22 protein-coding genes are annotated in these 26,087 nt (G+C 58.8%); 11 read left to right on the top strand and 11 right to left on the bottom strand.

Annotation, left to right across the window (positions count from 1 at the left end; translation table 11 throughout):
* The first annotated feature begins 209 nt into the window (after positions 1-209).
* A complete protein-coding gene (locus RHN82_RS06675; RefSeq protein WP_072203510.1) occupies positions 210-665 on the top strand; it encodes a SymE family type I addiction module toxin in 456 nt (151 codons plus the stop codon).
* 44 nt (positions 666-709) lie between these two features.
* Here the strand turns inward: RHN82_RS06675 and trpS are convergent, their stop codons facing one another.
* Complete coding sequence (gene trpS, locus RHN82_RS06670; RefSeq protein ID WP_047052571.1) at positions 710-1,711, bottom strand: tryptophan--tRNA ligase; 1,002 nt, start codon at positions 1,709-1,711, stop codon at positions 710-712.
* 194 nt (positions 1,712-1,905) lie between these two features.
* The gene (locus RHN82_RS06665; RefSeq protein WP_047052570.1) at positions 1,906-2,916 is read right to left on the bottom strand and encodes a LacI family DNA-binding transcriptional regulator; all 1,011 of its coding nucleotides are present in this window, start codon (positions 2,914-2,916) and stop codon (positions 1,906-1,908) included.
* Between the two features lie 185 nt (positions 2,917-3,101).
* On the opposite strand from RHN82_RS06665, the gene RHN82_RS06660 reads away from it, so the two are divergent.
* Together RHN82_RS06660 and RHN82_RS06655 are read left to right on the top strand one after the other, a co-directional pair.
* Complete coding sequence (locus tag RHN82_RS06660; protein WP_047052569.1) at positions 3,102-4,190, top strand: cellulase family glycosylhydrolase; 1,089 nt, start codon at positions 3,102-3,104, stop codon at positions 4,188-4,190.
* 45 nt (positions 4,191-4,235) lie between these two features.
* Positions 4,236-5,630 (top strand): MFS transporter, encoded by a 1,395-nt coding sequence (locus RHN82_RS06655; RefSeq protein ID WP_047052568.1) that lies wholly within the window; start codon positions 4,236-4,238, stop codon positions 5,628-5,630.
* 40 nt (positions 5,631-5,670) lie between these two features.
* On the opposite strand, the gene mcrC is transcribed toward RHN82_RS06655, so the two are convergent.
* The 6 genes from mcrC to RHN82_RS06625 form a co-directional block, all read right to left on the bottom strand.
* Entirely contained in the window at positions 5,671-6,804 is a 1,134-nt protein-coding gene (gene mcrC, locus RHN82_RS06650) for a 5-methylcytosine-specific restriction endonuclease system specificity protein McrC (protein WP_047052567.1), read from the bottom strand.
* Positions 6,801-8,753: an AAA family ATPase gene (locus RHN82_RS06645; protein ID WP_047052566.1), complete on the bottom strand. Its 1,953-nt coding sequence runs from the start codon at positions 8,751-8,753 to the stop codon at positions 6,801-6,803. Before RHN82_RS06645 ends, mcrC begins: the two co-directional genes overlap by 4 nt.
* Before the next feature lie 131 nt (positions 8,754-8,884).
* Entirely contained in the window at positions 8,885-9,706 is an 822-nt protein-coding gene (locus RHN82_RS06640; RefSeq protein ID WP_047052565.1) for an alpha/beta fold hydrolase, read from the bottom strand.
* Positions 9,707-9,736: 30 nt separating this feature from the next.
* On the bottom strand, positions 9,737-11,356 hold the full coding sequence (locus RHN82_RS06635) for an MFS transporter (RefSeq protein ID WP_047052564.1): 1,620 nt from the start codon (positions 11,354-11,356) through the stop codon (positions 9,737-9,739).
* A complete protein-coding gene (locus RHN82_RS06630) occupies positions 11,353-11,760 on the bottom strand; it encodes a DoxX family protein (protein ID WP_047052563.1) in 408 nt (135 codons plus the stop codon). The genes RHN82_RS06635 and RHN82_RS06630 overlap by 4 nt, the downstream gene beginning before the upstream one ends.
* The gene (locus RHN82_RS06625) at positions 11,760-13,631 is read right to left on the bottom strand and encodes an amidohydrolase (RefSeq protein ID WP_047052562.1); all 1,872 of its coding nucleotides are present in this window, start codon (positions 13,629-13,631) and stop codon (positions 11,760-11,762) included. Before RHN82_RS06625 ends, RHN82_RS06630 begins: the two co-directional genes overlap by 1 nt.
* Positions 13,632-13,851: 220 nt before the next feature.
* Between RHN82_RS06625 and RHN82_RS06620 the strand changes: the two genes are divergently transcribed.
* From RHN82_RS06620 to RHN82_RS06600, 5 genes are all read left to right on the top strand, one after another.
* Complete coding sequence (locus tag RHN82_RS06620; protein WP_045331699.1) at positions 13,852-14,538, top strand: hydrolase; 687 nt, start codon at positions 13,852-13,854, stop codon at positions 14,536-14,538.
* 61 nt (positions 14,539-14,599) lie between these two features.
* Positions 14,600-14,821: a DUF1427 family protein gene (locus RHN82_RS06615; protein ID WP_047052561.1), complete on the top strand. Its 222-nt coding sequence runs from the start codon at positions 14,600-14,602 to the stop codon at positions 14,819-14,821.
* Positions 14,818-15,078, top strand: coding sequence for a XapX domain-containing protein (locus RHN82_RS06610; protein WP_003863056.1), 261 nt, complete (start codon positions 14,818-14,820; stop codon positions 15,076-15,078). Before RHN82_RS06615 ends, RHN82_RS06610 begins: the two co-directional genes overlap by 4 nt.
* A 23-nt stretch (positions 15,079-15,101) precedes the next feature.
* A complete protein-coding gene (locus tag RHN82_RS06605) occupies positions 15,102-15,482 on the top strand; it encodes a response regulator transcription factor (RefSeq protein ID WP_047052560.1) in 381 nt (126 codons plus the stop codon).
* A gap of 9 nt (positions 15,483-15,491) precedes the next feature.
* Positions 15,492-21,074 (top strand): ATP-binding sensor histidine kinase, encoded by a 5,583-nt coding sequence (locus tag RHN82_RS06600; RefSeq protein ID WP_047052559.1) that lies wholly within the window; start codon positions 15,492-15,494, stop codon positions 21,072-21,074.
* A 3-nt stretch (positions 21,075-21,077) separates the two neighbouring features.
* On the opposite strand, the gene RHN82_RS06595 is transcribed toward RHN82_RS06600, so the two are convergent.
* Positions 21,078-21,695, bottom strand: coding sequence for a response regulator transcription factor (locus RHN82_RS06595; protein WP_047052558.1), 618 nt, complete (start codon positions 21,693-21,695; stop codon positions 21,078-21,080).
* A gap of 299 nt (positions 21,696-21,994) precedes the next feature.
* Here RHN82_RS06595 and RHN82_RS06590 point away from each other — a divergent pair, with 299 nt between their 5' ends.
* Positions 21,995-22,600, top strand: coding sequence for an ATP-dependent Clp protease proteolytic subunit (locus tag RHN82_RS06590; protein WP_003863062.1), 606 nt, complete (start codon positions 21,995-21,997; stop codon positions 22,598-22,600).
* Between the two features lie 134 nt (positions 22,601-22,734).
* Positions 22,735-23,856: a cupin domain-containing protein gene (locus RHN82_RS06585; protein WP_047052557.1), complete on the top strand. Its 1,122-nt coding sequence runs from the start codon at positions 22,735-22,737 to the stop codon at positions 23,854-23,856.
* A 79-nt stretch (positions 23,857-23,935) separates the two neighbouring features.
* On the opposite strand, the gene RHN82_RS06580 is transcribed toward RHN82_RS06585, so the two are convergent.
* Positions 23,936-25,354, bottom strand: a complete 1,419-nt coding sequence (locus tag RHN82_RS06580; protein ID WP_047052652.1) for a PLP-dependent aminotransferase family protein — start codon at positions 25,352-25,354, stop codon at positions 23,936-23,938.
* A 176-nt stretch (positions 25,355-25,530) separates the two neighbouring features.
* Between RHN82_RS06580 and RHN82_RS06575 the strand changes: the two genes are divergently transcribed.
* Positions 25,531-25,692 carry a DUF1127 domain-containing protein gene (locus RHN82_RS06575; protein WP_047052556.1) on the top strand — a complete coding sequence of 54 codons (162 nt, stop codon included), beginning with the start codon at positions 25,531-25,533 and terminating at the stop codon, positions 25,690-25,692.
* A 94-nt stretch (positions 25,693-25,786) separates the two neighbouring features.
* Here the strand turns inward: RHN82_RS06575 and RHN82_RS06570 are convergent, their stop codons facing one another.
* Complete coding sequence (locus RHN82_RS06570) at positions 25,787-26,041, bottom strand: DUF4282 domain-containing protein (protein WP_047052555.1); 255 nt, start codon at positions 26,039-26,041, stop codon at positions 25,787-25,789.
* Positions 26,042-26,087: the final 46 nt, after the last annotated feature.

Here is a 26,087-nt window from a genome sequence, read left to right as displayed (position 1 = left end):
CCAACCCTATTTCCTGAATCCCCCTCGCAAATTCCAAATTTCCCCCACCCAAAACCGCTGTATTTATATTCAGCCCTGTATAATGGTCATCAGAAATTACGCCGAACGGCAAAGGAAGTATCGAAGATTATTTAAAGAAGAATTCGCGATATGAAGGTGCTGCAACACCCCCATACCGCTAACCACAACCAACTAGTAAGGAGTTGTATATGGCTGCGACGAATTTTAAGCCAGAGTTTACTGTTTGCAAAACAGAATCAGACGCTTTCACCGGCATGATTGAAAACCGCGAGCTGGTGCGCAAAAACAGCGCCCGCCGTCTGCACGGCAACCAGCCCAACGCGGCACCCATTCATCCTCGCGCGGAAACGCCGCAGGACAGCGCCGCCTGCTGCGAACTGTATGCGCGCATAGACATGAAATATCTTCTTCTGGGCGGCGAATGGTTAACCCGCGCAGGTTTTATCAACGGCATGCCCGTAAAAATCCGCGCGATGAAAGACTGCATTGTGATTACGCCACAACATACAAGAGAATTATGGGGATGCCTGGAAGGTATGAGCGTGGTGAATATTAATAAAAAGAAAGTCGCACAATGGTTAAATACATTTCCAGGAGCGTTGAACGACACCGGTGATATTCCGGTGATTAAGCGCAACGCCTGATAAATATCCCGGCCCTGCGCCGGGATTATTATTTAAGCTGCGTTTTAAAACACCGGCACCCCCAGCCCAACCTTCACCTCCCTCAACGTCGCCTGCGTCACCCCCTGCGCCCGTTCCGTTCCGCGCTTCAGCATCGCCATCAGCTCCCCTTTATCCTGCATGTACATCGCCCTCCGCTCCCGCATCGGCGCAATCAGTTCCTGCAAACACGCCTCCAGCTCGTTCTTACACGCCCGGTCGCCCAGCCCGCCCGCCTGATAATGCGCCTTCATCGCCGCCACTTTCTCCTTGTCCGGATGAAACGCGTCGAGGTACGTAAACACCACGTTCCCCTCAATCTGCCCCGGGTCGCTCACCTTCAGGTGGTTCGGGTCGGTGTACATGGCGCTCACCGCACGGTGAATCGTCTCTTCGCTGGCCGAAAGGTGCAGCGTGTTGCCGAGCGATTTCGACATCTTGGCGCTGCCGTCGATGCCGGGCAGGCGGCTGGTGTCGCTCAGCATCGCCTTGCAGTGGCGCAGCACCGGGGTGGGCAGCAGGCTGTTCATCTTGTGCACAATCTCGTTGGTCTGCTCAATCATCGGCAGCTGGTCGTCGCCGACGGGCACGCACTCGGCCTTAAACGCGGTGATGTCCGCCGCCTGGCTGATGGGGTAGGCCATAAACCCGACCGGCAGCGAGCGGGCGAAGCCTTTCTGCGCAATCTCGTTTTTCACCGTCGGGTTACGCTCCACGCGGGCGACGGTGACGATGTTCATATACAGCATCGTCAGCTCGGCAAGGGCGGGCAGGGCGGATTGCAGGCAGATCGTGGTCAGGTTCGGGTCGATGCCCGCGGCGAGGTAGTCGGCCAGCACTTCGGGGATGTTGTCGCGAATTTTTTGCGGGTTGCTGCCGTTGTCGGTCAGCCCCTGAAGGTCAGCAATCAGCACAAACTGGTTGTGCGTGTGCTGAAGCGCCACGCGCTGGCGCAGCGATCCGACGAAATGACCGAGGTGCAGCGGGCCGGTTGGGCGATCGCCGGTGAGGATGGTTGGTGCGTTCATAAAGACTCCTTAATGTGCAATTGCCGAAAGGGGTCCTGGATGTGTGAAAGCCGCCTTTCGGCGGCTCTCTGAAAATGGGGAAAACAACTCCGGGCCGCCTTTAAGAAGGCAGCCACCAGCGTTTAATGGTGAGTACGGCGGAGCGTGTGTTCATCGAATTAACCTATCATGCAAAAACGCAGGGGTAAAGCGACTCAGGCGCCGCTGCTTGAGGCGCGCACCTTCAGCCTGCCCGCCAGCGTCACGTGCGTGGCGGCATCTTCCTGATTGCACAGGTACTCCACCGCCAGCCGTCCCAGCTCGCTGTAGGGCAGCTGGATGCTGGTCAGCGGCGGGGTGAGCTGCTCGGAAATCTTCTGGTCGTCGTAGCCCGCCAGCAGCATGTCCTGCGGGATGCGCACGCCGTTCACCGCCAGCGCCTGATAGCAGCCAATCGCCAGCCAGTCGCTGGCGCAGAAGATGGCGTCCGGGCGCTCGGCCAGTTCCAGCAGGGAAGCTGTTGCGGTAAAGGACTCGCTGAACTGCCAGTTGGTCTGGCGCACCAGGCCGTCGTCGCACGCGAGTCCGGCCTGCTGTAGCGCCGCCTGGTAGCCCGCCAGACGCTGGCGCGAGGCCTCCATCCAGCTCTCGCCGGTGATGTGGGCGATGCGCGTGGCGCCGCAGGCGATGAGGTGTTTAGTGACCTGGAAAGCGTTGGCGTAGTCGTCCGGAATAAACGACGGTAGCAGCGGCGAGCCGGGGTCGCGCTGGTTGAGCAGCACCAGCGGGATGCGGGTGCAGTCCTGGAATGCCGTCATATCGACGACGTTCGTGACCGGAGAGGCAAGGATAATCCCGATGCAGTTGCGCTTGTCCAACTGGCGGATAATGTTCAGGGCCAGTTCCACGTCGTCGCCGTAGTCGTAGACGGTGAGCAGGGTCTCGTTGCGCCACGCCGCTTCCCGCGCCTGGCTGATGGCGTCGATAAACGGGTCGAAGCTCTGCAATGAGCTGACCAGCAGGGCGATCTCCTCCTGGTTGCGCGGAGCGTGAATGGCGGGGAGGCGGTCATAGCCGAGTTCGGTGGCGACGTTGATCACCCGCTGACGGGTGTCGTCGCTGAGCTTGATGTTGCGGGACTGGTTGAGCACCAGCGATACCGTCGCCTGCGACACCCCCGCCGCCCGCGCAATATCGTTCATCGTCACTTTTGTTTTTCGCTTCATCCGTCCTCTCCCTTTCGCGAATTTGCATCATACCCTAACCGCGCACTTCCGCGCCGTCGATCACGTTTCTCATCCATCGAAGCGTGAACTTTGTGAGAGGCGTCGCTTTTCTGAGCGCCGCGGTTTGCGCATTTATTCTGCAACTAATATTTATTAGCTAAATATTATCAGCAAGAGGACGCGTAATGAAAGAGCAGTGGAGCAGGGAGCAGGCACAGGCGTGGTATCAGCAGAAAGGCTGGCTGTGCGGGTTTAACTATCTGCCGTCGACGGCGGTGAACTGGACCGATATCTGGCAGGAAGAGACCTTCGATGCCGACACCATCGACCGCGAGCTGGGCTGGGCGGCGTACGCGGGCTATAACACCCTGCGCATCAACCTGCCGTTCATCGTCTGGGAGCACGACCGCGACGGGCTGATGGCGCGCATCGACCGCTTTTTGACGATTGCCGACGGTCACGGGTTCAGCACCATGCTGACCCTGATGGACGACTGCGGGTTCTCCGGCGACGAGCCGTACCTCGGCCCGCAAAAGCCTCCCGTACCGGGCAAGCACAACAGCCAGGCGGCGGCGAGCCCGGGACGCGATAAGGTGTGCGATCGCGACTGCTGGCCACAGATTGAGCGCTATATCCGCGACGTTGTGCGCCAGTTCCGCGAGGATAAGCGTGTATTGCTGTGGGATCTCTACAACGAGCCGGGCAACCGCGGCATTTTCGCGACGGGCACCGAAGAGGTGCTGTACGACGAGAAGCTGGAAACCTGCGCGCATGAGTTGATGAAGCTGGCGTTCCGCTGGGTGCGTGAGGAAGATCCGACCCAGCCGCTCACCGTCTGCGCGTGGCGTCTGCCGGCGGAAGAAGAGGGCGAGACGTTTTACCAGCACCCGCTGGACCAGACCGCGCTGGCGCTGTCAGATGTGGTGAGCTACCACGCCTATACCAATACCGGGCGCATGACGGCGATTATCCAGCAGCTTCAGGCGCTGGGCCGCCCGATCTTCTGCACCGAATGGCTGGCGCGTCACGTGGGCGGCACCATCGAAGAGCAGCTCCCGCTGATGTACATGGCGAAGGTCGCGCCGTATCAGTGGGGGCTGGTGCGCGGTAAAACCCAGACCTGGCTGCCGTGGCCGGTAGTGATGAAGGAGTCCACGGACTACTGCCGCCTGTGGTTCCACGACGTGTTTGAGGAGAACGGTATCCCGTTCTCACGCGCTGAAATCGCGCTGATGAAGAAGCTGCGCAAAATCGCCCCGAATCCGCAGGGCTAATAATAATGACCCGGCGCGCTGTCGCCGGGCAACCAGGTACGCACTATGGCAATGACAATGAAAATACCGTCTCGCGAGTTGTGGTCTTACTTTGGCTATGGTTTAGGTCAATGTTTTAGCTTTGGTTTAGTGGGTTCGTTTATAAACTATTTTTACACCGACGTGCTGGGGATCTCGGCGCTGGCGGCAAGTACCATCTTCCTGATTGCCCGCGCGTGGGATGCGGTTCACGATCCGCTGTTTGCCAGCATTATGGACACCATTAACAGCCGGTTCGGCAAGTTTCGCCACTTTTTACTGATTGCGCCGCTGCTGATCACCGGCGTCACCCTGCTGGCGTTCTATAAAATCGAAGCGGACATGACCACCAAAATCCTCTACGCCGGGGTGACGTATATCCTGTGGGGGACGCTGTACGCCATCTCCGATATCCCGTTCTGGTCGATGTCGTCGGTGATGACCAACGACTCCGGGCAGCGCACCCGCGTGGTAACGGCGGCGATGCTCGGGGTAAACGCCGGAATCGCCTGCGCCAGCATCTTCTTCCCGAAGCTGGCGGCGTTCTTTGCCCAGTACAGCAACGATAAAGGCTACTTTATGGCGGCGCTGGTGATGATGCTGGTGGGCCTGCCGCTGATGCTCAACGGCTTTATGCAGATCAAAGAGCGCGTGCCGCCGAGCCCGGAAAAGGTGACGATGCGCGACACCTTCCACAACCTGCGCCAGAACAAGCCGCTGTTTATCGTCCTGCTGTCGTTCTTTTTCTGCGTGTTCCATAACGTGGCGGGGGGGCTCTATATCTACTTCTTTATCAACAATATGGGCGACGGCAGCCTGCAAATGGCAATTGGCGTGATGGGAATAGTGGCGGCGGTGCTGTGCCTGGTCGCCCCGCTGCTGACCCGTCGGATGCAGAAGCGGAAGCTGTTTATGATCCTCTGCGGGCTGGACGTGGCGGTCCGCGTGGTGATGTGGTTCACGGGCTATCAGCACACGGCGCTGCTGTTTATCCTGCTCGGCCTGAGCACGCTGTTCGTGATGATGACCAACATCCTCACCTCGTCGATGATTGCCGACACCATTGAGTACGCGGAATACCACACCCACAAGCGCTGCGCGGCGATCACCTTCTCCGGGCAGACCTTTACCGGCAAGATGTCGGTGGCGGTGGGCGGCGGGCTCATCGGCGTGTTTCTGACGATGATCGACTATGTGCCGCAGGCGCAGGCCCAGAGCGACAGCGTGCTGGCGGGGCTGTTCTTCGGGATTTGTTTGTTACCGGCGATAGGCTCGCTGATTCGAATGGGGTTTATGTCGCGCTTCACCTTTACCGAGGAGAAGCATGCGGAGGTGTGTCGGCTGCTGGCGGAGCGTCGGCATCATGTAGAAAATAGCCGTGCAGAGAATGAGCGGCTGGAGCGTCCGGCTCCGGCGAACTAAGAGAAATGGGCGCCTGTCATGCAGGCGTCCACTTCAGAACTTAATTCACGTCAGTTATCCCACAGCAATCACGCGCTAATTTCAATAATTGCTGAGTCATTGTGGCGGCATCTGCTGCTAAATCTACGGTGGCAAAGTGGATTTTATGCCCCTGTACCTCAACGAATTCGTAGAGCATTACATCGACGGCTGGATGAAGTAATAATCCAGCTGAACGGAGAGATAATGGATCTGTTCGGTTCTCCTGCGTTCGCAGATAGGTATAAATCTGGTAGATATAACCGCTGCGCAAGCTCTTATCGCGATACCAGCCTTTAGTCAGAATGTTATTGAATTTGGTGTCGATGATGACGCGCTGTGCAGGTTGCTTGTGCTCAAGAATAATGTCCGAGTTCATGGTTGGGAAAATACTTTCGCTCCCTGCACTTTGAGACGTTAATCCCCATTTCAACTCTTTTCCGGCAGCGACTGTCCAGTCTTTTTTGGGAAGATGGAAGTGATAGAAACCCGCCATACTTTTCTCGAACAGCTTGCGCATCCAGTAAGGGTCATCAGAAGGCGTTGGCAACAGTTTTTGCCCCGCAGTTTGGGTTGGTAGCCATAATTCAAATGCCAGCTTCGCGGCATCGACCATGGCTTTATCCGCCGCATCGTGGCGGCCAAAACGTGTGATTGACGGCAGTTCACCTTTACTGGGCATACCCCCCTCAATACCACGACGACGCAAATTGATTGCCATTGCGCGACATTGCGCAGCCAGCGGGCCGTTGCTGAGCAGCGGAACAAGGTGCTCTAACGCAGAGCGAACATAGCGATTTCGTGGTGTGTCCAGCGTCATTTCCTGAAACTGGCAGGCTACCTGTGCCCGCTCAAGCAATTGTCGACTGGTTGTGCGCAGAACATCAATGCGTCCCCTTACCCTGTTAAGCGTGGCGCGGCGAGTTTGGTATCCCATACTTAAATGCCTTAACAGCCGCTGCTCCACTTCGTGAAGCAGGATCCTGGCCACCAGCGCCGGGATCTCCTCCGGGTTGTTTTCAGCGGCAACCATGCTGCGCCCGTGGTGGCGAAACAGGCTGGAGGCGTACAGCATCAATAGCCAGATATTCCGCAAAGGAATACGCGATACAGCTGCCCGAGCCTGCGTATCGTCACGTTCAGCAAGATCGGTCATACGCTGAGAAGTTCCTTTCTGGAATCCTGGACTTTCTCCGGCGCATCAAACCAGTATTCGGCAAGTAAAGGGCAGATTTCGGTTTCGACAATCTGCTCGTACCAGGCCATCCCGTCGTCAATTTTCAACCCCGCAGGTGGGGTAACATAGCTATGCCCGATACAAAATTGAGGTCCCAGGGCCGCATCCCTGGACAATTTTTCATTTAACGCGGTGAATTTGGATTCAATAAAGGCTAATGTTTCCAGGCTCACATTAAACCGTTGGTTAACCCATTTTTTCCACGCGTCGTTAAACTCGGGCTTTAGATCAATAAACGCAAAGCGGCGCCGTAATGCCAGGTCTAGCAGGGCAAGCGAGCGGTCAGCGATATTCATCGTCCCGATGATATACAGGTTTTCAGGAATGTAGGTTTTTTCATCCATATCAGATCGATATGAGAGCTCAAGCGCCTCGTTCGGCGTACGTTTATCCGCCTCCATCAGCGTCAGCGTTTCGCCAAAAATTTGCGCAGGATTGCCCCGGTTAATCTCCTCAATAATGACCACGTACTTAGTTGTCGGATCGTTTACTGCTTTGTCGATTGCATGGAGAAAAGGCCCGTCTACCAGTGCTAAACGTCCTTCATTGTTAGGACGCCAGCCTCGAATAAAGTCTTCGTAGGAGAGGGTAGGGTGGAACTGCACCGCGCTGATGCGCTTAGAGGTTTCCTCGCCCATCAGACAATACGCCAGACGGCGCGCAAGCCAGGTTTTACCGGTTCCCGGCGGGCCCTGAAGGATCAGGTTTTTTTTGGCCTGTAACCGCTGAAGGATGAATTGGATTTTTTCCTCTTCTAAAAAGCAGCCCTCATCGATCAAATTGCTTATCGTGTAAGGCTTGTGGGGGATTTCCGCGGGCACGTTCTCTTCAACCGTTTCCTCGGTGATGCTCTGCAATTCACCTTTATCGAAGTTGAGGTATTCATAATTGCCGGGGGTCTGAAACTCCAGTTCATCATCGTCACGTAGTTTTTGCAGATAATATGAAATGGATGATTCAATAGTATTGTTATTGGGATAATCCGCCTTAATCTCATCCAGATAGGCCTCTTTTAACTCCCTCAAAGAGAAAAAGGGGCTGTCTTTTCGTAGGCACAGCACCTTGATCTTATTGAGCAAATACGCTTTCCATGTCAGCCGCTCGACTTCATCATTTGACTGTTGCAAATCGATATTCCATGCCGCCAGAGAGAGTTCAGGGAAGGAGTGAACCGGATAGTTTGGCTGGGTAAAAGCCTTTTTGAGCGCCAGGGCTACGGTCTGATAGTTGTGTCCGCTACAGCGCCCTTTGGCACCTTTTTTAATGATTTTAATGTTCAGGACTTTCTGGATGTAGTACTGAGACTGGCTATCCAGCGTAGGGTAGAACCAGGGGCGTAGCCAGTACAATCCCATTGTCAGGTTCCAGCCCACATTGCGCACGTTAGATGCGGCGTCATAAGAAAAGAGGAAGTCAGCGGGATCGGCGTTTGGGGTGTCGGCGAAGGAGATTGCCTGAGAAAACATTTCCCACAGCGTATCGATGTCTTCAGGCTTACGTGATTTCTCATAGCCAAAGAACCAAGATTTCTGATTGTTCAGTAGCGGAATACCGTCGAACGATTCAGGAACCTTTTCGCGTACGCCTATCAGTTTTGCCAGGCTGGCTGCGATATTTCTTCGGTTGGTAACGGTAAGCGAGCGATTAAACAAGCCCATAGTGGTGAAAGGACAAATGTCTTTCAAAGGATGGGGGACGCCATTAGCGGGCTTGTCCTGTAGGTGTGACATACTACCAATCTCAGCAGCAATGCGGTGAATACCCGCCACCAACTCCTTTCTTCGATTTCGCCAGGTCAGTAGCTGAGAGGCAAAAGCCTGATAAAAGTCTGCCCATTCGAATCTGACGTCTTGCTCAACTGCGTCCATATGCTCTCCAGTAAAATTACAGGCTTCAGTAACCTGGCGAATGAATTTTACGGGATTGCAAGCCTGAGTGAATAACTACCTAAAACAGTGATCTATAAGGGCATGCCGAATCAACATGCCCCTGGACGATGTTACAGCGACTTCACAAACGCCAGCAGATCTTCGTTGAGCTGGTCCTGGTGGGTCAGCGCGAAGCCGTGCGGCGCGTTGTCGTACACTTTCAGCGTGGCGTTTTTGATCATCTCTGCCGCCAGCTTGCCGGTCGTTTCAAACGGCACGATCTGGTCGTTGCTGCCGTGGATCACCAGCGTCGGCACGTCGATTTTCGCCATATCCGGGCGGAAGTCGGTTTCGGCGAAGGCGGTTACACAGTCGATGGTGCCCTTCAGGGACGCCAGCAGGGCGATGTTCAGCGTCTGCGTCAGGGCACCGGCAGAAACGGTCTGCCCGGCGTTGGTGCCGTAGAACGGGGTGGCGAAGTCGCTGATGAACTGGGCGCGATCTTTACGCAGTCCGTCGCGAATCCCGCTGAACACGCTCTGATCGACCCCTTCCGGGTAGCTATCGGATTTGCCGAAAATGGGCGTTACCGCGCCCAGCAGGGCGAGACCGGCCACGCGTTCGCTACCGTAGTTGTTGATGTAGCGCGTCACGTCGCCGCCGCCCATGGAGAAGCCCACCAGCGTCACGTCGCGCAGATCCAGCGTGGTGATCAGGTCGTTAATGTCGGATGCAAAGGTATCGTAGTCATAGCCGTTCCACGGCTGATCCGAACGCCCAAACCCGCGACGGTCAAAGGCGATGGTGCGGTAGCCGCGCTCGGCCAGGAAGTTCAGCTGGCTGTCCCACATATCCCCGTCCAGCGGCCAGCCGTGGCTGAAGAGAACCGGTTTGCCCGCGCCGCAGTCTTTGTAATAAATCTGCGTACCATCTTTTGCCTTAAACGTTGCCATAGTGTGTTCCTCTAAAGGTGATTGTTATGTTCAGACCGGCGCGACCAGATAACGAATTGCCGGTGATGTTGTGCCCTGATGAAAAGCCAGAACGCGGCTCTGCAACAGGAGGTCATTCATGGTGTGGCGTTCCTGCTGGCGCAGATGCTCAATCCAGGAACCCATCAGGAAGGTCTCGATAAACAGACCCGGACGTTCAATATCTTCGTACACCGCCCAGCTCATCGCCCCGGCGCGGCGGCGCACCCGGCGTAGCTCGTGCACGGCCTGCAAAAACGCTTTCGCGTTCTGCGGGTCGATGATGTACTCATGCGACACCAGCATCGGGCCACGCTCGTTCGGGAGTTCAATCTCCACCCCGTCCAGCGGCTGCCCGCTCAGGTCGAGATTTAAATCCGGATCTTTCTCCAGCTTCCAGCGGAACACCGTCATGCTCGCCAGCACCATCCCCAGCGTGGCGACCACCAGCGAAGCCGGCGTGCCGAACTGCGAGGCGATCTGGCCCCAGACGGCGCTGCCTGCGGTCATCGAACCGAAAAAGACCGTCAGATACACCGCCAGCGCCCGGGCTTTTACCCAGCGTGCGGCGCTGCGCTGCGCGCCAAGGTTGAGGGTGGAGAGCACCGCAATCCACGCGAAGCCGGTAAAGAACTCAAACAAGTTTAGCAGCCAAAAGTGACGTACAAATGCCAGCGCCAGCATGGTGATCGCAAACGTCAGGCTGGCGGTCACCATCAGCCGATCGGCGTTCAGCCGCTGGCGCAGACGCGGCAGCAGGATGGCCCCGGCAATGGCGCCAAGGCCGATACACGCCAGCATCACGCCATAGCCCGCCGGGCCTAAGCCCAGCTCGCGGCGCGCCACCAGCGGCAGCAATGCCCAGCCCGCGCTGCCGAAAACAAAAAAGGCCACGGTGCGCACCAGCACGTTGCGCAGCACCGGCGCGGCGTGCACGTAGCGAATCCCGGAGCGCACCGCAGAGAAAAAGTGCTCCGGTGGCAAACGCTGCACGGACGGCGCCGGACGCCAGCGCCACAGCACCCACGCCACGCCGATCACGGACAGCGCGTTGAGGGCAAACACCATCCACGGTCCGGCAAGAGACAGCAGAAAACCGCCCAGCGCGGGGCCAATCGCCCGGCTGATGTTCACCCCCAGCGAGTTCAGCGCCACGGCGGAACCCAGCTCGGGCTTGCTCACCAGGTCAGGGACAATCGCCTGAAACGGCGGCGAACTCATGGCCGCGCCCACGCTCAGCAGAAACGTCGCCGCCAGCAGAACGGTGGGGGTGACGTGTCCGGTAAAAGAGAGCAGCGTCAGCCCGGCGGCGGCAATGAACACCCACAGCTGGGAGAAGAGCAGGTATTTACGTCGGTCAACGATGTCCGCCATCACCCCGGACGGCAGGGCGAAAAGGAACATCGGCAGGCTGCTCGCCGCCTGCACCAGCGCGATATCCAGCGGATCGGCGCTGAGCGTCAGCATGCTCCAGTTGATACCGACGTCGCTCATCCATGAGCCGACGTTAGAGACCACCGTGGCGATCCACAGCATGCGGAACACCGGCTGGCTCAGCGGCTGCCAGGGTGAAACCGCGGGGGCGGGCGTCGTCTCGACGTGTGCGTCGCGAACGTCGTTAACCTGGGTCATGCGAACCTCTCCGTTGTTTTACGCTGCATTCGCCACTGGCCCGGCCCGGTAAGGGCGAGGGTGGTGAAGATAATCAGCAGCAGCCAGCCAAACTGCCCCTCGGCAATCGACCAGTTCGGGTGGACCGCCAGCATCGCCACCAGCAGCACGGCAATAATCGGCAGGCACGCCAGGCGGGTGTAAACCCCCGCAATGATAAACAGCGGGCAGATCACCTCGGCGACGATCGCCGGGATCAGGCTGGCATACGGCCCGAAACCAAACGGATCTTCGATGCGCGTCAGCTCTTCGCTGAAGTGCAGCACCTTCGGCAGGCCGTGCACGTAAAGCAGCAGCAGGCTGCCGGTCAGGCGCAGAAAAAACAGCCCCGGATCGATCCGGGGCGAAACGTCATTTTGTTTCATCAGAATGCAAAGCAGCTGCAACCCAGCGCCCCCCAGAAAGCGTTATCGTCGGATACCGGCATCGCTGACGTACGGGCGAAATCATGCTGGTGGCTGTGAACCCCGCACGGGCCGCTACAGTGGTGAGCCACACTCATACCCACGCGTGCGGCCTGCGGCGGCGCGCTGCGGTAGTGGCCCGGCACCTTCACCACCGGGGACCACTCGGGCAGGACCGGAATGGCGGGCGGCGCGAGTGGGCCAAAGGCGCCTGCGGCATAGACGATATCGCCGTTCACCACGGTGAGGACGGACTCGATGCCCTTGATCTCCTCCTCCGGCACGCGGAAGTAATCTTTGCTGAGCACCGCCAGATCCGCGAGCTGGCCCGCTTTGATCTGCCCCTTCTGGTTCTGCTCGCTGGAGAACCACGCGCTGCCCTGGGTCCAGAGCATCAGGGCGGTATCGCGATCCAGTCGGGCGCTGTGGTCGTACATCTGCATCCCGCCAACGGTACGCCCGGAGACCAGCCAGTAGAGCGCGGTCCACGGGTTGTAGCTCGCCACGCGGGTGGCGTCGGTCCCTAAGCCCACCGGCACGCCGGTCTCAAGCATTTTTGCCACCGGCGGCGTGTGGCGGGTGGCTTCGATGCCGTAGCGCTCGGCAAAGTATTCCCCCTGGAAGGCCATGCGGTGCTGGACGGCAATACCGCCGCCGAGTGCTTTGATGCGGTCAATGTTGGCCTGCGACACGGTTTCGGCGTGGTCGAAGAACCAGTGCAGCCCGTTGAACGGAATGTCACGGTTCACCTTCTCGAACACGTCCAGCATGCGGCTGATGGATTCGTTGTAAGTGGCGTGCAGGCGGAACGGCCAGCGGTGCTCCACCAGATGGCGCACCACGCGCTCCAGTTCGTCCTCCATGCCCGGTGCGAGATCCGGGCGCGGCTCGAGGAAGTCTTCAAAATCGGCGGCGGAGAAGACCAGCATCTCGCCCGCGCCGTTGTGGCGGAAGAAGTCGCTGCCCTGGCCCGGCGTAAGCATGTCGGTCCATTTTTCAAAGTCTTCCAGCTCGTGGCCCGGACGCTGGGTAAACAGGTTGTAGGCGATGCGGATGGTCATCTGCTTTTTCTCGTGCAGCTCGGCAATCACCTCGTAATCTTCCGGGTAGTTCTGGAAGCCGCCGCCTGCGTCGATGGCGCTGGTCAGCCCCAGGCGGTTCAGCTCGCGCATGAACTGGCGCGTGGAGTTAACCTGCTGCTCCAGCGGCAGCTTCGGCCCCTTCGCCAGCGTGGCGTAGAGGATCATGGCGTTCGGACGGGCAATCAGCATCCCGGTCGGGTTGCCGTTGGCGTCGCGCTGGATCTCGCCGCCCGGCGGGTTTGGCGTGTCTTTGGTGTAGCCGACCACCTTCAGCGCGGCGCGGTTGAGCAGGGCGCGGTCGTACAGGTGGAGGATAAACACCGGGGTGTCAGGCGCGGCGTCGTTAATTTCGTCCAGGGTCGGCATGCGGCGCTCGGCGAACTGGAACTCGCTCCAGCCGCCCACCACGCGCACCCACTGGGGCGATGGCGTGCGCAGGGCCTGCTCTTTCAGCATCCGCAGGGCGTCGGCGAGCGACGGCACGCCTTCCCAGCGCAGCTCAAGATTGTAGTTCAGCCCGCCGCGAATGAGGTGCAGGTGCGAGTCGTTCAGGCCGGGGATGGCGGTGTGGCCTTTTAAGTCGACCACCTTAGTGCCGTCGCAGTGGTGTTGCATCACCTCGGCGACGGTACCCACTTCCAGAAATTTCCCGTCGCGCACGGCAACGGCTTCCGCGACAGGATTCTCGCGATCGACGGTGTGAAACTGGCCGTTAACCAGAATGAGATCGGCTTTACCGAGGGTAACCATAATAGCTCCAGACTCAGAGGGGAATGGTCAGGATTATGGGAACCGGTTTCGGTAAAGATCCAGTTATACAATAGGATAGGTATACCAAAGTATAACTATACCTAAGGTTAACTATACGAAGAGATAATTACACCACGGCGATGTGGGTCATAGGATGAACGCGATTTTATCGGCGTGCTGTTCGCGGCGATTTTAACCTTTAACCTCACTGGATACTCTTATGACCACTTCTAAGCTCGAAGTCTTAACCCCTGCCAACTGTCAGATCATCTTCATTGACCACCAGCCGCAGATGGCGTTCGGCGTGCAGTCTATTGACCGCCAGGTGCTGAAAAACAACACCGTGGCGCTGGCGAAAGCGGCTAAGGTGTTCAACATTCCAGCCATCATCACCACCGTTGAGACCGAAAGCTTCTCCGGCAATACCTATCCGGAGCTGCTGGACGTGTTCCCGGGCCAGGACATTCTGGAGCGTACCTCCATGAACTCCTGGGACGACCAGAAAGTGCGCGACGCGCTGAAGGCCAACGGCAAGAAGAAGGTGGTGGTCGCCGGTCTGTGGACCGAAGTGTGCAATAACAGCTTTGCCCTGTGCGCGATGCTGGAAGGCGACTACGAAATTTATATGGTGGCGGACGCGTCCGGCGGCACCTCCAAAGAAGCCCACGACTTCGCGATGCAGCGCATGATCCAGGCGGGCGTGATCCCGGTGACCTGGCAGCAGGTGATGCTGGAGTGGCAGCGCGACTGGGCGCGCAAAGAGACCTACACCGCGGTGATGGATATCGTGCGCGAGCACTCCGGCGCCTACGGGATGGGTGTGGATTACGCCTACACCATGGTGCACAAAGCGCCGTCTCGTCAGAAGAGCGAGCACCGCACCTTAGCGCCGGTTCCGGCACGCTAAGTCCCGCTGGCGGGCTGGTCCCTCATCCGGCTCGCCGCTGCCTTTTTCTCTGGAGTTCACAATGAGTACAGGGTTGATATCCCTCGCGGCAGGCGTGTTGATTGGCCTCATGTATGCCGTGCTGAAGGTGCGTTCCCCCGCGCCGCCCGCGCTGGCGCTGATTGGCCTGCTGGGGATGCTGGCGGGGGAACAGGCAATGCGTCATCTTTTATCCCGCGACAATCCCGCGGGCGTGCAGGTGACGGTTCCCCACGTTCAGCACCTGACCGGAGCGTCAACATGAAGGCCTGGATTATTTCGCTGGTGTGCGGGGTCGCGGCTGGGGTACTTTACGCCCTGCTCGACGTGCATTCCCCGGCGCCGCCGGTCGTCGCGCTGCTTGGCCTGTTCGGCATGCTGGTGGGGGAACAGCTGATCCCCATCGGACGGCGTCTGGTGAGCCGCGAACCGCTGACCCTGGCCTGGTTTCGTCATGAATGCGTACCGAAGATCAGCGGTACCGCGCCCCCAGCGCCCGCGAAGGAAAGCCGCGACGCGTAACGATTTGTTTGAGGAAAGACAGCATGACGCTGCTGTGGCGCATTGCCATCATTGATGACGAACGCTCTGTTCGCAGCGGGCTCAGTAACCTGCTGCAATCGGAAGGGTATGCTACCGATACCTTCGATTCGGCAGAGGTGTTTTTGAGCCACCCTCTCGCCCTGTCCGGCGCGTCGCTGGTGATCACCGACATCAAGCTGCGCGGCATGAACGGCATCGAGCTGTTTGAGAAGCTGCGGTTGCTGGCCACGCCGCCACCGCCAGTACTGTTTATCTCCGGTCATGCTGATGAAAATATGCAGCGGTATGCACTCAGTCTGGGCGCCGCTGCATTTTTGCGTAAGCCGATTAACATCGATATTCTGCTGGATCATATTCAGCGGGAGCTGACCCGCCGACAATAAGGATCGCGGATGAACGAACATACGTCGCCTGCATTTTGGCCCGCCCGGGGAAATCTCCATGAAGGGCGGGCTTTTGTTCTGAAAGAGGATGTCATTTTTACCGTGCTGGCGCAGGAGGGCGGCATCGCCTGGATGAACGGGCGGCATCCCCAGTCCGGCGGTTCGTTTATTATTGCCACCGCGGTCAGCGATGAAGAAGAGGAGCGGGCAACGCGGCTGCTGAAAAACGAGTTTGCCCTGCGCGATCGGCTTCATGACGGCTGGGCTATCCGGCCCGTCGCTTCAACCCAGTACCGAGGACGTTTTGCGCTGGTCTACGCGCCGTTCTGCTTTGAACTGCTGGCGTGCCGGGCAGGTAAGGCGATTTCCGGGATCGCCCGCTTTATCGAAATGGCGATCCGCATCTGCGGTCCCCTGCGCCAGATGCATCTGCACAACCTGATCCACGGCGATATCAAACCCGGGGCGATCTTCGTTCATCACGACGCCACCTGCCGTCTGTGCAGCTTCGGTCTTTCCTGCGGCACCTCCGACGCGTTCTCCCAGTCACGGCTTGCCGCGTCTGGCGGCACGCCCGCCTACATGTCACCGGAACACACCACGCGTACCCGGCGCGCCGTCGACAGCCGGAGCGATCTCTACAGTCTGGGTATCGTGCTTTATGAACTTCTGACCGGGCGATTGCCGTTTGAACTGAGCGCTGATGACCAGACCAACTGGGCGCATTACCACATTGCCTCTGAGCCGCTTGCGCCGGGGCGGGTGCGCCCGGACGTACCCGGCATGCTGTCGACCATTATCCTTAAGCTGCTGGAGAAGAATCCGGAGAATCGCTATCAGACCGTCGACGGGCTGATTGCCGACCTCAGGCGCTGCCAGGCGACGCTGACCGCCGAAGGTGAGATCGTCGACTTTATTCCCGGCCAGCAGGATCGCTCTCCGGCGATCCATCTTGCCGATTCGCTTTTCTCTGCGCATCCGCAGGCCAGCGACGTCATCGCCGCGTTTGAGCGGGTCAGCCAGAGCGGTGCGCCGGAACTGGTGACGATTGGGGGGCCTTCGGGGATCGGCAAATCTTCCGTGATCGCCACCACGCTGAAATCGCTGCAACAGCGCAAGGTGCTGCTGGCGGTGGGCAAGGTCGATCAATATTCCCCAACGCTGCCCTACGGCGTGCTGAGTTCGGCGTTTCGGACGCTCACGCTGCACCTGCTCGGGCTGCCAGCCGGGGAGGTAGCGACGTGGAAAATCCGTCTGTCGCGCGCGCTGGAAGGCTACGAAGAGCTGGCCGTCAGTCTGGTGCCGGAGCTGAATTTACTCCTTGAGAACAAACCGCGTTTCTCTGCGGATACCTTTTCCATCGACGCGCGGGCGCGCTTCAGCCATATGGTGCTGGCGCTGGTGAAAACCTTCGCCACCCAGGGCGCGCCGCTGGTGCTGCTGGATGATGTGCAGTGGATCGACGCTGCCAGCCTGCAAACGCTCGATCACCTGCTGCGCGCGTGCGGCGCCATCCCGCTGCTGGTGGTGGTGGCGCACCGCGATCTCAGTTCGCTTTCTGATCCCACCTTGCAGACCGCGCTGGCGAGCCTGCCGGAGGCGGCGCAGCATGCCACGACGATCGTGCCGCAGCCGCTGTCGGTGAAGGCCGTGGCGCGCTGGCTCGGGGAGATTTTTCATGCCCGCAGTACCGGCACCGCCGATCTTGCCACGCTGATCCATGAAAAAACCGGCGGCAACCCGCTGTTCGTGCAGGAATTTTTCCGCCGCATCGTCGATGACGGACTGGTGGTGCACAACAAATATCAGGGGAAATGGCATTACGATCTCCAGGCCATCCGCGCCCGGCACTACACCGAGAACGTGGTGACGCTGGTGCTTGAACAGCTGGAGGAGATGCCCGACGAGACGCGCCGCCTGCTGGGCAGCATCGCCTGCCTCGGCTGCACGGGCGAGCTGGAGATGCTGTGCCGCGTGGTGGGGCGGTCGGCGGCGGAAATCCGCTATGCGCTTCATCCGGCGGTTACTGCTCAACTGATTGTGCTGACGGAGAAAGAGTACGCTTTTACCCACGATCGGGTGCAGGAAGCCGCCTTTGCCCTGCTGGATGAGGGCGAGAAAAGCCATCTGCACCTGACCACCGCCAGCCTGCTGGCGGATGCCGCGCGGCAGACGGCGGGCAACGAACTGCTGTTCCGCGCGGTTCACCACGTCAGCGCCGCGCTGGACTGCATCCAGCCTGCACCCCAGCGGCAGCGATTCCGGGAGCTGAGCCTTCAGGCCGCGCGGCGTGCGAAGCGTACCGGCGATTACCTTTCCGCCTTAAGCTACATCCAGACCGCCAGAGCGCTGGGGAATGCGGGCCCGGTCTCGGACTTTATGCTGGATATCGAAGAGGCGGGCTGTGAGTTTGCGCTCGGACACCTGGAGCGCACGCGTGCGCTGTGCGATGCGATCCTCGGTTCACCGGGCGGGCTGACGGAGAAAGCGCTGGCCGCCAACCTGCTGGCGGAAGTTTATATGCGCCAGTCGGAGATCCGCCTGGCGCTGGAGGCGTCGTTATGCTGGCTGGGCGTGTTCGGGATCCAGATCAGCCGCTACCCGGAAAACGCCGAATGTGACGAGGCCTGGCAGCAGTTCTGTCAACGCACCGCCGACGCGCCGCAGAACCCGTTTTCTCAGCTTAAGCTGATGGAGAACGCAGAGACCGAAGCGGTGATGAACCTGCTTTACAGCGCCAGTATTTTCGCCAGCTTTACCTGCCCGCGCCTGCACTTTTTACTCCTGTGCCGGATGATGCACCTCACGCTCGATCACGGCATCACCGGCGCCTCCACCACGGCGATGGCCTGGTTTGGCGTGCTGATTGGCCACCGCTACGCCGAATACCGTCTCGGGTTTGAGTACGGCACGCTGGCTCGTGAGCTGGTGAACCGCCACGGCTATGATGCCTATGAAGCCAAAACCCTGCTGCCGCTCGACCAGCTCAGCGTCTGGACCCAGCCGCTGTCGTACACTATCGAGTGCGCCAAGGCCTGCTTTACCTCAGCGGTGACCCACGGCGACATGACGATGGCCTGCTTCGCGGCCTGTCATCAGATCATTAACTTCCTCTCCCGGGGGGATCATCTGGATGGCGTGCTGACCAGCATCGATCGCGGTCTGGCCTTTGTGCGCAAAACGGATTTTCAGGACATTGAAACCGTTCTGCACATTCAGCGCCGCTACGTGGAGTTTTTACGCACGCCAGTGACGGGCACATGGAGTGCCGCCCAGGCGCTGCCTGACGATCTGCTGCCCGCGCCGCCGGAGCAGGCGCCCGAGCAGACCTCGACCATGCTCTTCTGGTACTGGCTCTATCGCGGGATGGCGCACTTTTCCTGCGGCGAATACGCCGACGCACAAGCGGATTTAGAAATGGCGGGCTGGTATGCGTGGTCCGCGCCGGGTCATATTCATCTGCTGGATTACCATTTTTACAGCGCGCTGGCGCTCTCCCGCCAGCTCACCCCGGAAACCTTTTCGGCGGATTATCGCCGCAGTATTCATCACCATTACGACAAAATTGCCCTCTGGGCGCGGATCAATCCGGGCACGTTTGCCGATAAAGAGGCGCTGATTTATGCCGAAATCGTCCGTCTGGACGGCATGAACAGCATCGCGCTGGAGCAGTATGAAAAAGCGGTGCGGCTCTCGCGGGAGGGCGGGTTTAACCCGATCAATGCCCTGGCGCACGAGCTGGCAGGGCGTTTCTCGCTGGCCTGCGGCTACCCGACCGCCTCCGACGCCCATTTCCGCGGCGCGATTGCCGCCTGGGGGCGCGCCGGGGCGCAGGCCAAGGTGCGCCAGCTGGAGCAGGATTTCCCGCATCTGCTGGCCTCCGGGCAGAGCCGCGCGTATGACACGGCGGCGTTTGCCCAGAACGAGGTGATCCGCGATTTACAGAGCGTCATCAAAGCCTCACGCGCCTTGTCCGAAGAGATCAACCTTGAACGTTTAATCGAAAACCTGATGACGCTGCTGCTTGAACGGGCCGGGGCGCAGCGTGGCCTGCTGCTGCGCGTCAGCGATAATCACATCCCGGAGATTGAAGCCAGCGCCTGGACCAGTACCGACGGCGTGCGGGTGCGCATCCTGAAAGCGTCACCGATGGCGACGGACATGCCGCTGTCGGTGCTGGCCGCGGTGATCCGCACCGGGCAGGAGATCCGCACCGGCAAACCGGAGGAGTTCCACCCGTTCAGCCAGGATCCGTATCTGGTGACGTCCGGCGCCGCCGTGATGTGCGTGCCGATGTTCAAACAGGCGCGGCTGGTGGGGGTTCTGTATCTGGAAAACCGCCTGATGCCGGAAGTGTTTACCGCCGAACATTCGCGCGTGGTCAGCCTGCTGGGCGCGCAGGCGGCGGTTTCGCTGGAGACGGCGCGGCTCTACGCCGAGCTGCTGGAGGAAAACATCCAGCGCCGACGGGTGGAGAAAGAGCTGCGCGCCAGCCAGACCTCGCTGATGCTGGGCGAGCAGATCAGCCATACCGGCAGCTGGCGCTGGGAGCTAGTGCAGGATCTGATGTTTATGTCCGAAGAGTACGCCCGTATCCTTGGCCTGCCAGAGCAGCAAAAGATGATCTCAATGGCGGAGTTTTTGACCTTCGTGCATGAGGACGATTATGGGCGGATCAGCACTCTCGTTAATCAGAGCGTGCGTGACGGGCTTTCGATGCGCGCGGAGTTTCGTATCATCCGCACCGACGGCTCCGTTCGCTACATCCTCGGGATTGGCGATCCGGTGGGCGTCGGCAGCGAGGTGAATGAGTATTACGGCATCATTACCGACATCACCAGCCAGCGAGCGGCAGAGGATGCGATGCGGGTGGCGCAGGCGGATCTGGCGCGAGTCTCACGAGCCACTACCGTCGGGCAACTGACCTCCTCGATCGCGCACGAGATCAATCAGCCGCTGATGTCGATTGTCTCGAACGCCGGCGCGAGCCTGCGCTGGCTCAACCGCGATCCGGCGCGGCTGGACAAGGTGCGCGAGGGGCTGGAGGAGATCGCCGCCGAGGGCGAGCGAGCAGGGGAGATCATCCGCAGCATTCAGTCTCTGACGCGCAAACAGGACCCCACGTTTACGCGAATCGATCTGCACTTCCTGATCCACCACATCATTATGCTTTCCCGCAGCGAACTTGAGCTGCGACACATAAGCGTTGATTATCTCCTGAACGCTCACGACAGCTTTATCATCGGTGACAGCGTGCAGATCCAGCAGGTGCTGCTTAACCTGGTGATGAATGCGATGGAAGCGATGGCGGAAGTGACGGATCGCCCGTGCAGCATCACGATCTCCACCGCGAACTGCGCCGAGGGAAAGGTGATCTTCGAGATCGCCGATACCGGCAGCGGCATTGAGCCGGCGCTCACCGAGCGGATCTTTGACTCGTTCTATTCGACCAAAGCGCAGGGAATGGGGATGGGGCTGACCATCAGCGCCAGCATCATTGAACGGCACCGGGGGAAACTGAGCGCGCGCCGCAGAGAGCCGTACGGCACGGTGTTTACCTTCGCGTTGCCGCTTGCCGGACAGGAGGAGTAACGGTTATTCCGCTGGCTGATGTTTGGTCAGGCGCTCGACGGCCCTGACCAGCTCGGCCACGGAGCGGACCTGCATTTTCTCCATCACCCGGCGGCGGTGCACTTTCACCGTAATCTCACTGACGCCCAGCTCGGCGGCGATCTGCTTGTTGAGCTTGCCGCTGATGGCCAGCTCAAGCACTTCGTGCTCGCGCGGCGTGAGGGACATGTGGCGCTGTTTCAGGGCGTAGTGCTCTTTGACGCGGGCGGCGTTGTGCTGTGCCAGCCTGAGCGCGGATTCGATGGAGCCAATGAGCGCGCTGGATTCAACGGGCTTAGTGAGAAATTCGTAGGCCCCGCCTTTGATCGCCCGGACGGACATAGGGATGGTGCCGTGACCGGTAAGAAAGATGATCGGTATTTCCCGCCCGCTGGCTTTCAGCGCATCTGCGACATCAAACCCGGTTATTGTGGGCATCTGCATATCGAGGATCACGCAGGAGGGCAGATCCTCAAAGGGATGGCTGAGAAAGGCTTCTGCTGAGGAAAAGCCAAGGGCGTGTATATCCGCGGATTCCAGCAGCCTGACAACGGACTGTCTGACTGTGTCATCGTCATCAACCACATAAACAATGTGTTCCATTCACCGCCCCGGTGTGTGATCAGTAAATCATCGAGAATAAAATAGCGCCTTTTTGAACGTAAGCGACTGTTTGCTATCCTCATTCATACTAACACATTAATTATTATTATCATTTATCAATATGAAGATGATATGAAAGTGTAATAAAAATGTGGCGAATTAGTTAGGAGTGGTGCGCTGTTTTTAGAGACCTTTCCGGGGGCGAAGCCAGCGCACGCACGCGATGTTTTGTGTGAGGACGCCGACGGGTAAAACAGGCTACACTCTGATTTTGAGCGCGACAAGCTGAGGACATAACGATGCACTACACACTGAAAAGCAGTGACGATAAAGAAAAAGCGGAAGGAACAAACGGCGCGGGCGCTCTACAGCAAAAACTGCTGGAATCCCGTTCGATTGTCATCTCCGGAGAGATTAACCAGGAGCTGGCCCAGAAAGTCATCACTCAGATGATCCTGCTGCAAAGCGTCAGCAACGATCCGATCAAGCTGTACATCAACAGCCAGGGCGGCCACGTGGAAGCGGGCGACACCATCCACGACTTCATTAAGTTTATCCGTCCGGAAGTGCACGTGATCGGCACCGGCTGGGTGGCAAGCGCCGGGATCACCATCTTCCTGGCGGCGAAAAAAGAGCACCGCTACTCGCTGCCAAATACCCGCTTTATGATCCACCAGCCGCTGGGCGGCGTGCGCGGCCAGGCAACGGATATTGAGATCGAAGCGCGCGAGATCATCCGCATGCTGGAGCGCGTGAACAAGCTGATTGCCGACGCCACCGGCCAGCCGCTGGAGAAAGTGAAGAAAGACACCGACCGTAACTTCTGGATGTCACCGGCGGAAGCGCTGGACTACGGCATCGTGGGCAAACTGATCACCCATTATGACGAGCTGAACCTGGATTAAGTTTTAGCCCGCGTGTGCGTCGGGTGAGGGCTTCGCCTTACCCGACCTACACGCGCTCGATTGACCCATGACAAGTTCCCCCTCTGCTTTCTTACCTATAATCGCGCCTGTTTACCCTCTCACTGGTGCTAACCATGGCGTATCAACTGAACCTGAACTGGCCGGAATTTCTTGAAAAATACTGGCAAAAACAACCCGTTGTGCTGAAAAATGCCTTCCCAAATTTTGTCGACCCCATTACCCCTGATGAGCTGGCGGGTCTGGCGATGGAGCCGGAAGTCGATAGCCGCCTGGTAAGCCACGCTAACGGCAAGTGGCAGGCGAGCAATGGCCCGTTTGAGCATTTCGATAACCTCGGTGAAACCGGCTGGTCCCTGCTGGCGCAGGCGGTGAACCACTGGCATATGCCCGCGGCAGAGCTGGTGCGTCCGTTCCGCGTCCTGCCGGACTGGCGTCTTGATGACCTGATGATCTCCTTCTCCGTCCCGGGCGGCGGCGTTGGGCCGCATATCGATCAGTACGATGTATTTATTATCCAGGGGATGGGCAGCCGCCGCTGGCGCGTGGGTGACAAGCTGCCGATGCGTCAGTTCTGCCCGCATCCGGCCCTGCTGCACGTCGATCCGTTTGAGCCGATCATCGACGAAGATCTGGCGCCGGGCGATATCCTCTACATTCCGCCTGGATTCCCGCATGACGGCTTCACCCATGAAACCGCGCTCAACTACTCCGTCGGCTTCCGCGGGCCGAACGGTCGCGATCTGATCAGCAGCTTTGCCGACTACGCGCTGGAGAACGATCTGGGCGGCGAACACTACAGCGATCCGGATCTGACCTGCCGCGAACACCCTGGCCGCGTGGAGCAGTACGAGCTTGATCGCATTCGCCAGATGATGATCGACATGATTAACAAGCCGGATGATTTCACGAAATGGTTTGGCAGCTTCGTCTCCACGCCGCGTCACGAGCTGGATATTGCCGCCGCCGAGCCGCCGTATTCCGCAGAAGAGGTGCTCGACGCGCTGCAAGGGGGCGAGACGCTCTCCCGCCTGAGCGGGCTGCGCGTGCTGAACATCAACGGCAGCTTCTTTATCAACAGCGAACAGCTGGAAACGGCGGATGTGAACGGGGCGGATGCGCTGTGCCGCTACACCGAGCTCGGCCAGGCCGAACTGGGCGAGGCGCTGAATAATCCGGCGTTTGTGGAAGAGCTGACCGGGCTGATCAACCAGGGTTACTGGTACTTCGACGAGTAGTGCGGCACGGTTTTCTCCCTCTCCCTCTCCCTCTCCCTCTCCCTGTGGGAGAGGGAGAGGGAGAGGGCATCAGGCCGCACTAGCCCTCCTCCATCGCAATCACAATCGCTTCTCCCATCTTTTTCAATGCCTCGCGATTTTTGTCTGTCGGCGGCAGCGCCACGTTGATCCGCAGGCAGTTGCGGTACTTCCCGGAGGCGGAAAACAGCGACCCGGCCGCGGCCTGGATCTTCAGCCGACACAGCTGCTTGCTGACGCACACCATATCGACCGTCTCCGGCAGCTCAACCCACAGCAGGAAGCTGCCCTGCGGGCGGGTGACGCAAATCTCTGCCGGAAAATACTGCCGCACCCAGCAGGTGTAGGTCTCCATATTCTGCTGATAAATCTGGCGCATACGGCGCACGTGGCGATGGTAATGGCCGTCGCGGATAAACGCCGCCACCGCCATCTGCGTGCCCGGCACGTTAAACCCGCCCGCGGCGTACTTCATGTGCATCACCCGGTCATAATAGCGCCCCGGCACAATCCAGCCGACGCGCAGGCCCGGCGCCACGGTTTTGGTAAACGAACTGCATAACAGCACGCGACCATCAATGTCCATAGAATGAATGGTGCGCGGACGCGGATACTCCGCCGCCAGCTCGCCGTAGATATCATCCTCAACAATCACGATATCGTGCCGCTGTGCCAGGGCTAAGACCTGTTTCTTGCGCGCCTCCGGCATGATAAACCCGAGCGGGTTATTGCAGTTTGGCACCAGGATCACCGCCTTGATCGGCCACTGCTCCAGCGCCAGCTCCAACGCCTCGATGCTGATCCCGGTCTCGGGATCGGTGGGAATTTCAATGGCCTTGATGTCAAAGCCGCGCAGCATCTGCATGGTGCCATGAAACGATGGCGATTCTACCGCCACGATGTCACCCGGCTTGCATACCGAGAGCAGGGCGATCGACAGCGCGCCGTGGCAGCCGTTGGTGATGACAATTTCGTTTGCCGCGACGGTGGAGCCGCCATCCAGCATCAGGCGGGCGATTTGCTCGCGCAGCTCCAGCCGCCCGTCGAGCACGTCATAGCTCAGCATTTCGCCCGGGTTATGCTGCGCAATGCGGCTCATCTCGCGCCACAGCGGCTTCAGACTCGGCTGGTTAATGTCCGGCGAGCCGCCGCCAAAGGAGATCATCTCTTTGTCGGCGCGGGCGTCCAGCAGCATCATCACTTCATCCCACTGGGTGACGTCCACGGGGCGCTGCACCGGGCGCGTCATCGCCGGGACGGGCGGCTGCGCTTTGCGTTTCGAGACAAAATAGCCGGAGCGCGGCTGAGGCGTGATCAACTGGAGATTTTCGAGGATCTGGTAGGCCTGCTGTATGGTGCTGATACTCACGCCGTGCTCCTGGCTCAGCGTGCGTACCGACGGCAGACGTTCGCCGCTGCGATACAGCCCTTGTTCAATACGTTCCGCCAGGAGGTTGGCCAGATGTTGATAGCGCGTCATGCTGTATCCTTTGTTTTCACCATACAGAGCATTAAACCAGTACAGATTGATGGTTAAACCACCATGCAGATACCGTTTTAGCGGATTTGTATGGTAAACAAAAGCAGTTTTTGAATCTGTATTGTACTGGCCGTTTTCCATGATGATAACCCCACTGGCACAGCGAGGAGAGCATCATGGAATTCTACGAGAATCGTTCAAAACGTCCGTTTATCGCGTTTGTCTGGATAGCGAAAACGCTGCGTAACTGGTATCGCATCAACCGTACCCGCCGTATTCTGAGCCAGATGAGCGACGAGCAGCTCAAGGACGTCGGGTTGTCGCGGCATGATGTGTGAGCATAGGGTTGCCCGGTGGCGCTGCGCTTACCGGGCCTACAGGAGAACGTAGGCCGGGTAAGGCGAAGCCGCCACCCGGCATATAACAAGCGGATTATTCGGCGGATTTTACTGACGTGTTTTCAGCGATACGGCGTAAGTATTCGTTGTTCTTGAACGCCACCATAATCAGTTCGAACATCACTCGGCATCCGACCAGGCTGCATATCGTACCGATAAAGCCAGTGATGAGGCGGTCACTGAACATGGTATACACACCGCCTGCAAAAATAAGCAGCATGGCGATCCAGTAAAACAGGACCAGAACGCGCGGCGTTAATAAATAATCAAATCCCAAAATTGATTTCATTTTCTTTTCCTTAGAAATGTAAAAAAAGCCATCAGATTATATCGAT

The sequence above is a fragment of the Enterobacter cloacae complex sp. EB5 genome (assembly GCF_031432835.1).
GTDB lineage: Bacteria > Pseudomonadota > Gammaproteobacteria > Enterobacterales > Enterobacteriaceae > Enterobacter > Enterobacter hormaechei_C.
The sequence above is the reverse complement of the archived record's forward strand: the minus strand, read 5'-3'. Positions and strand labels throughout refer to the sequence as shown.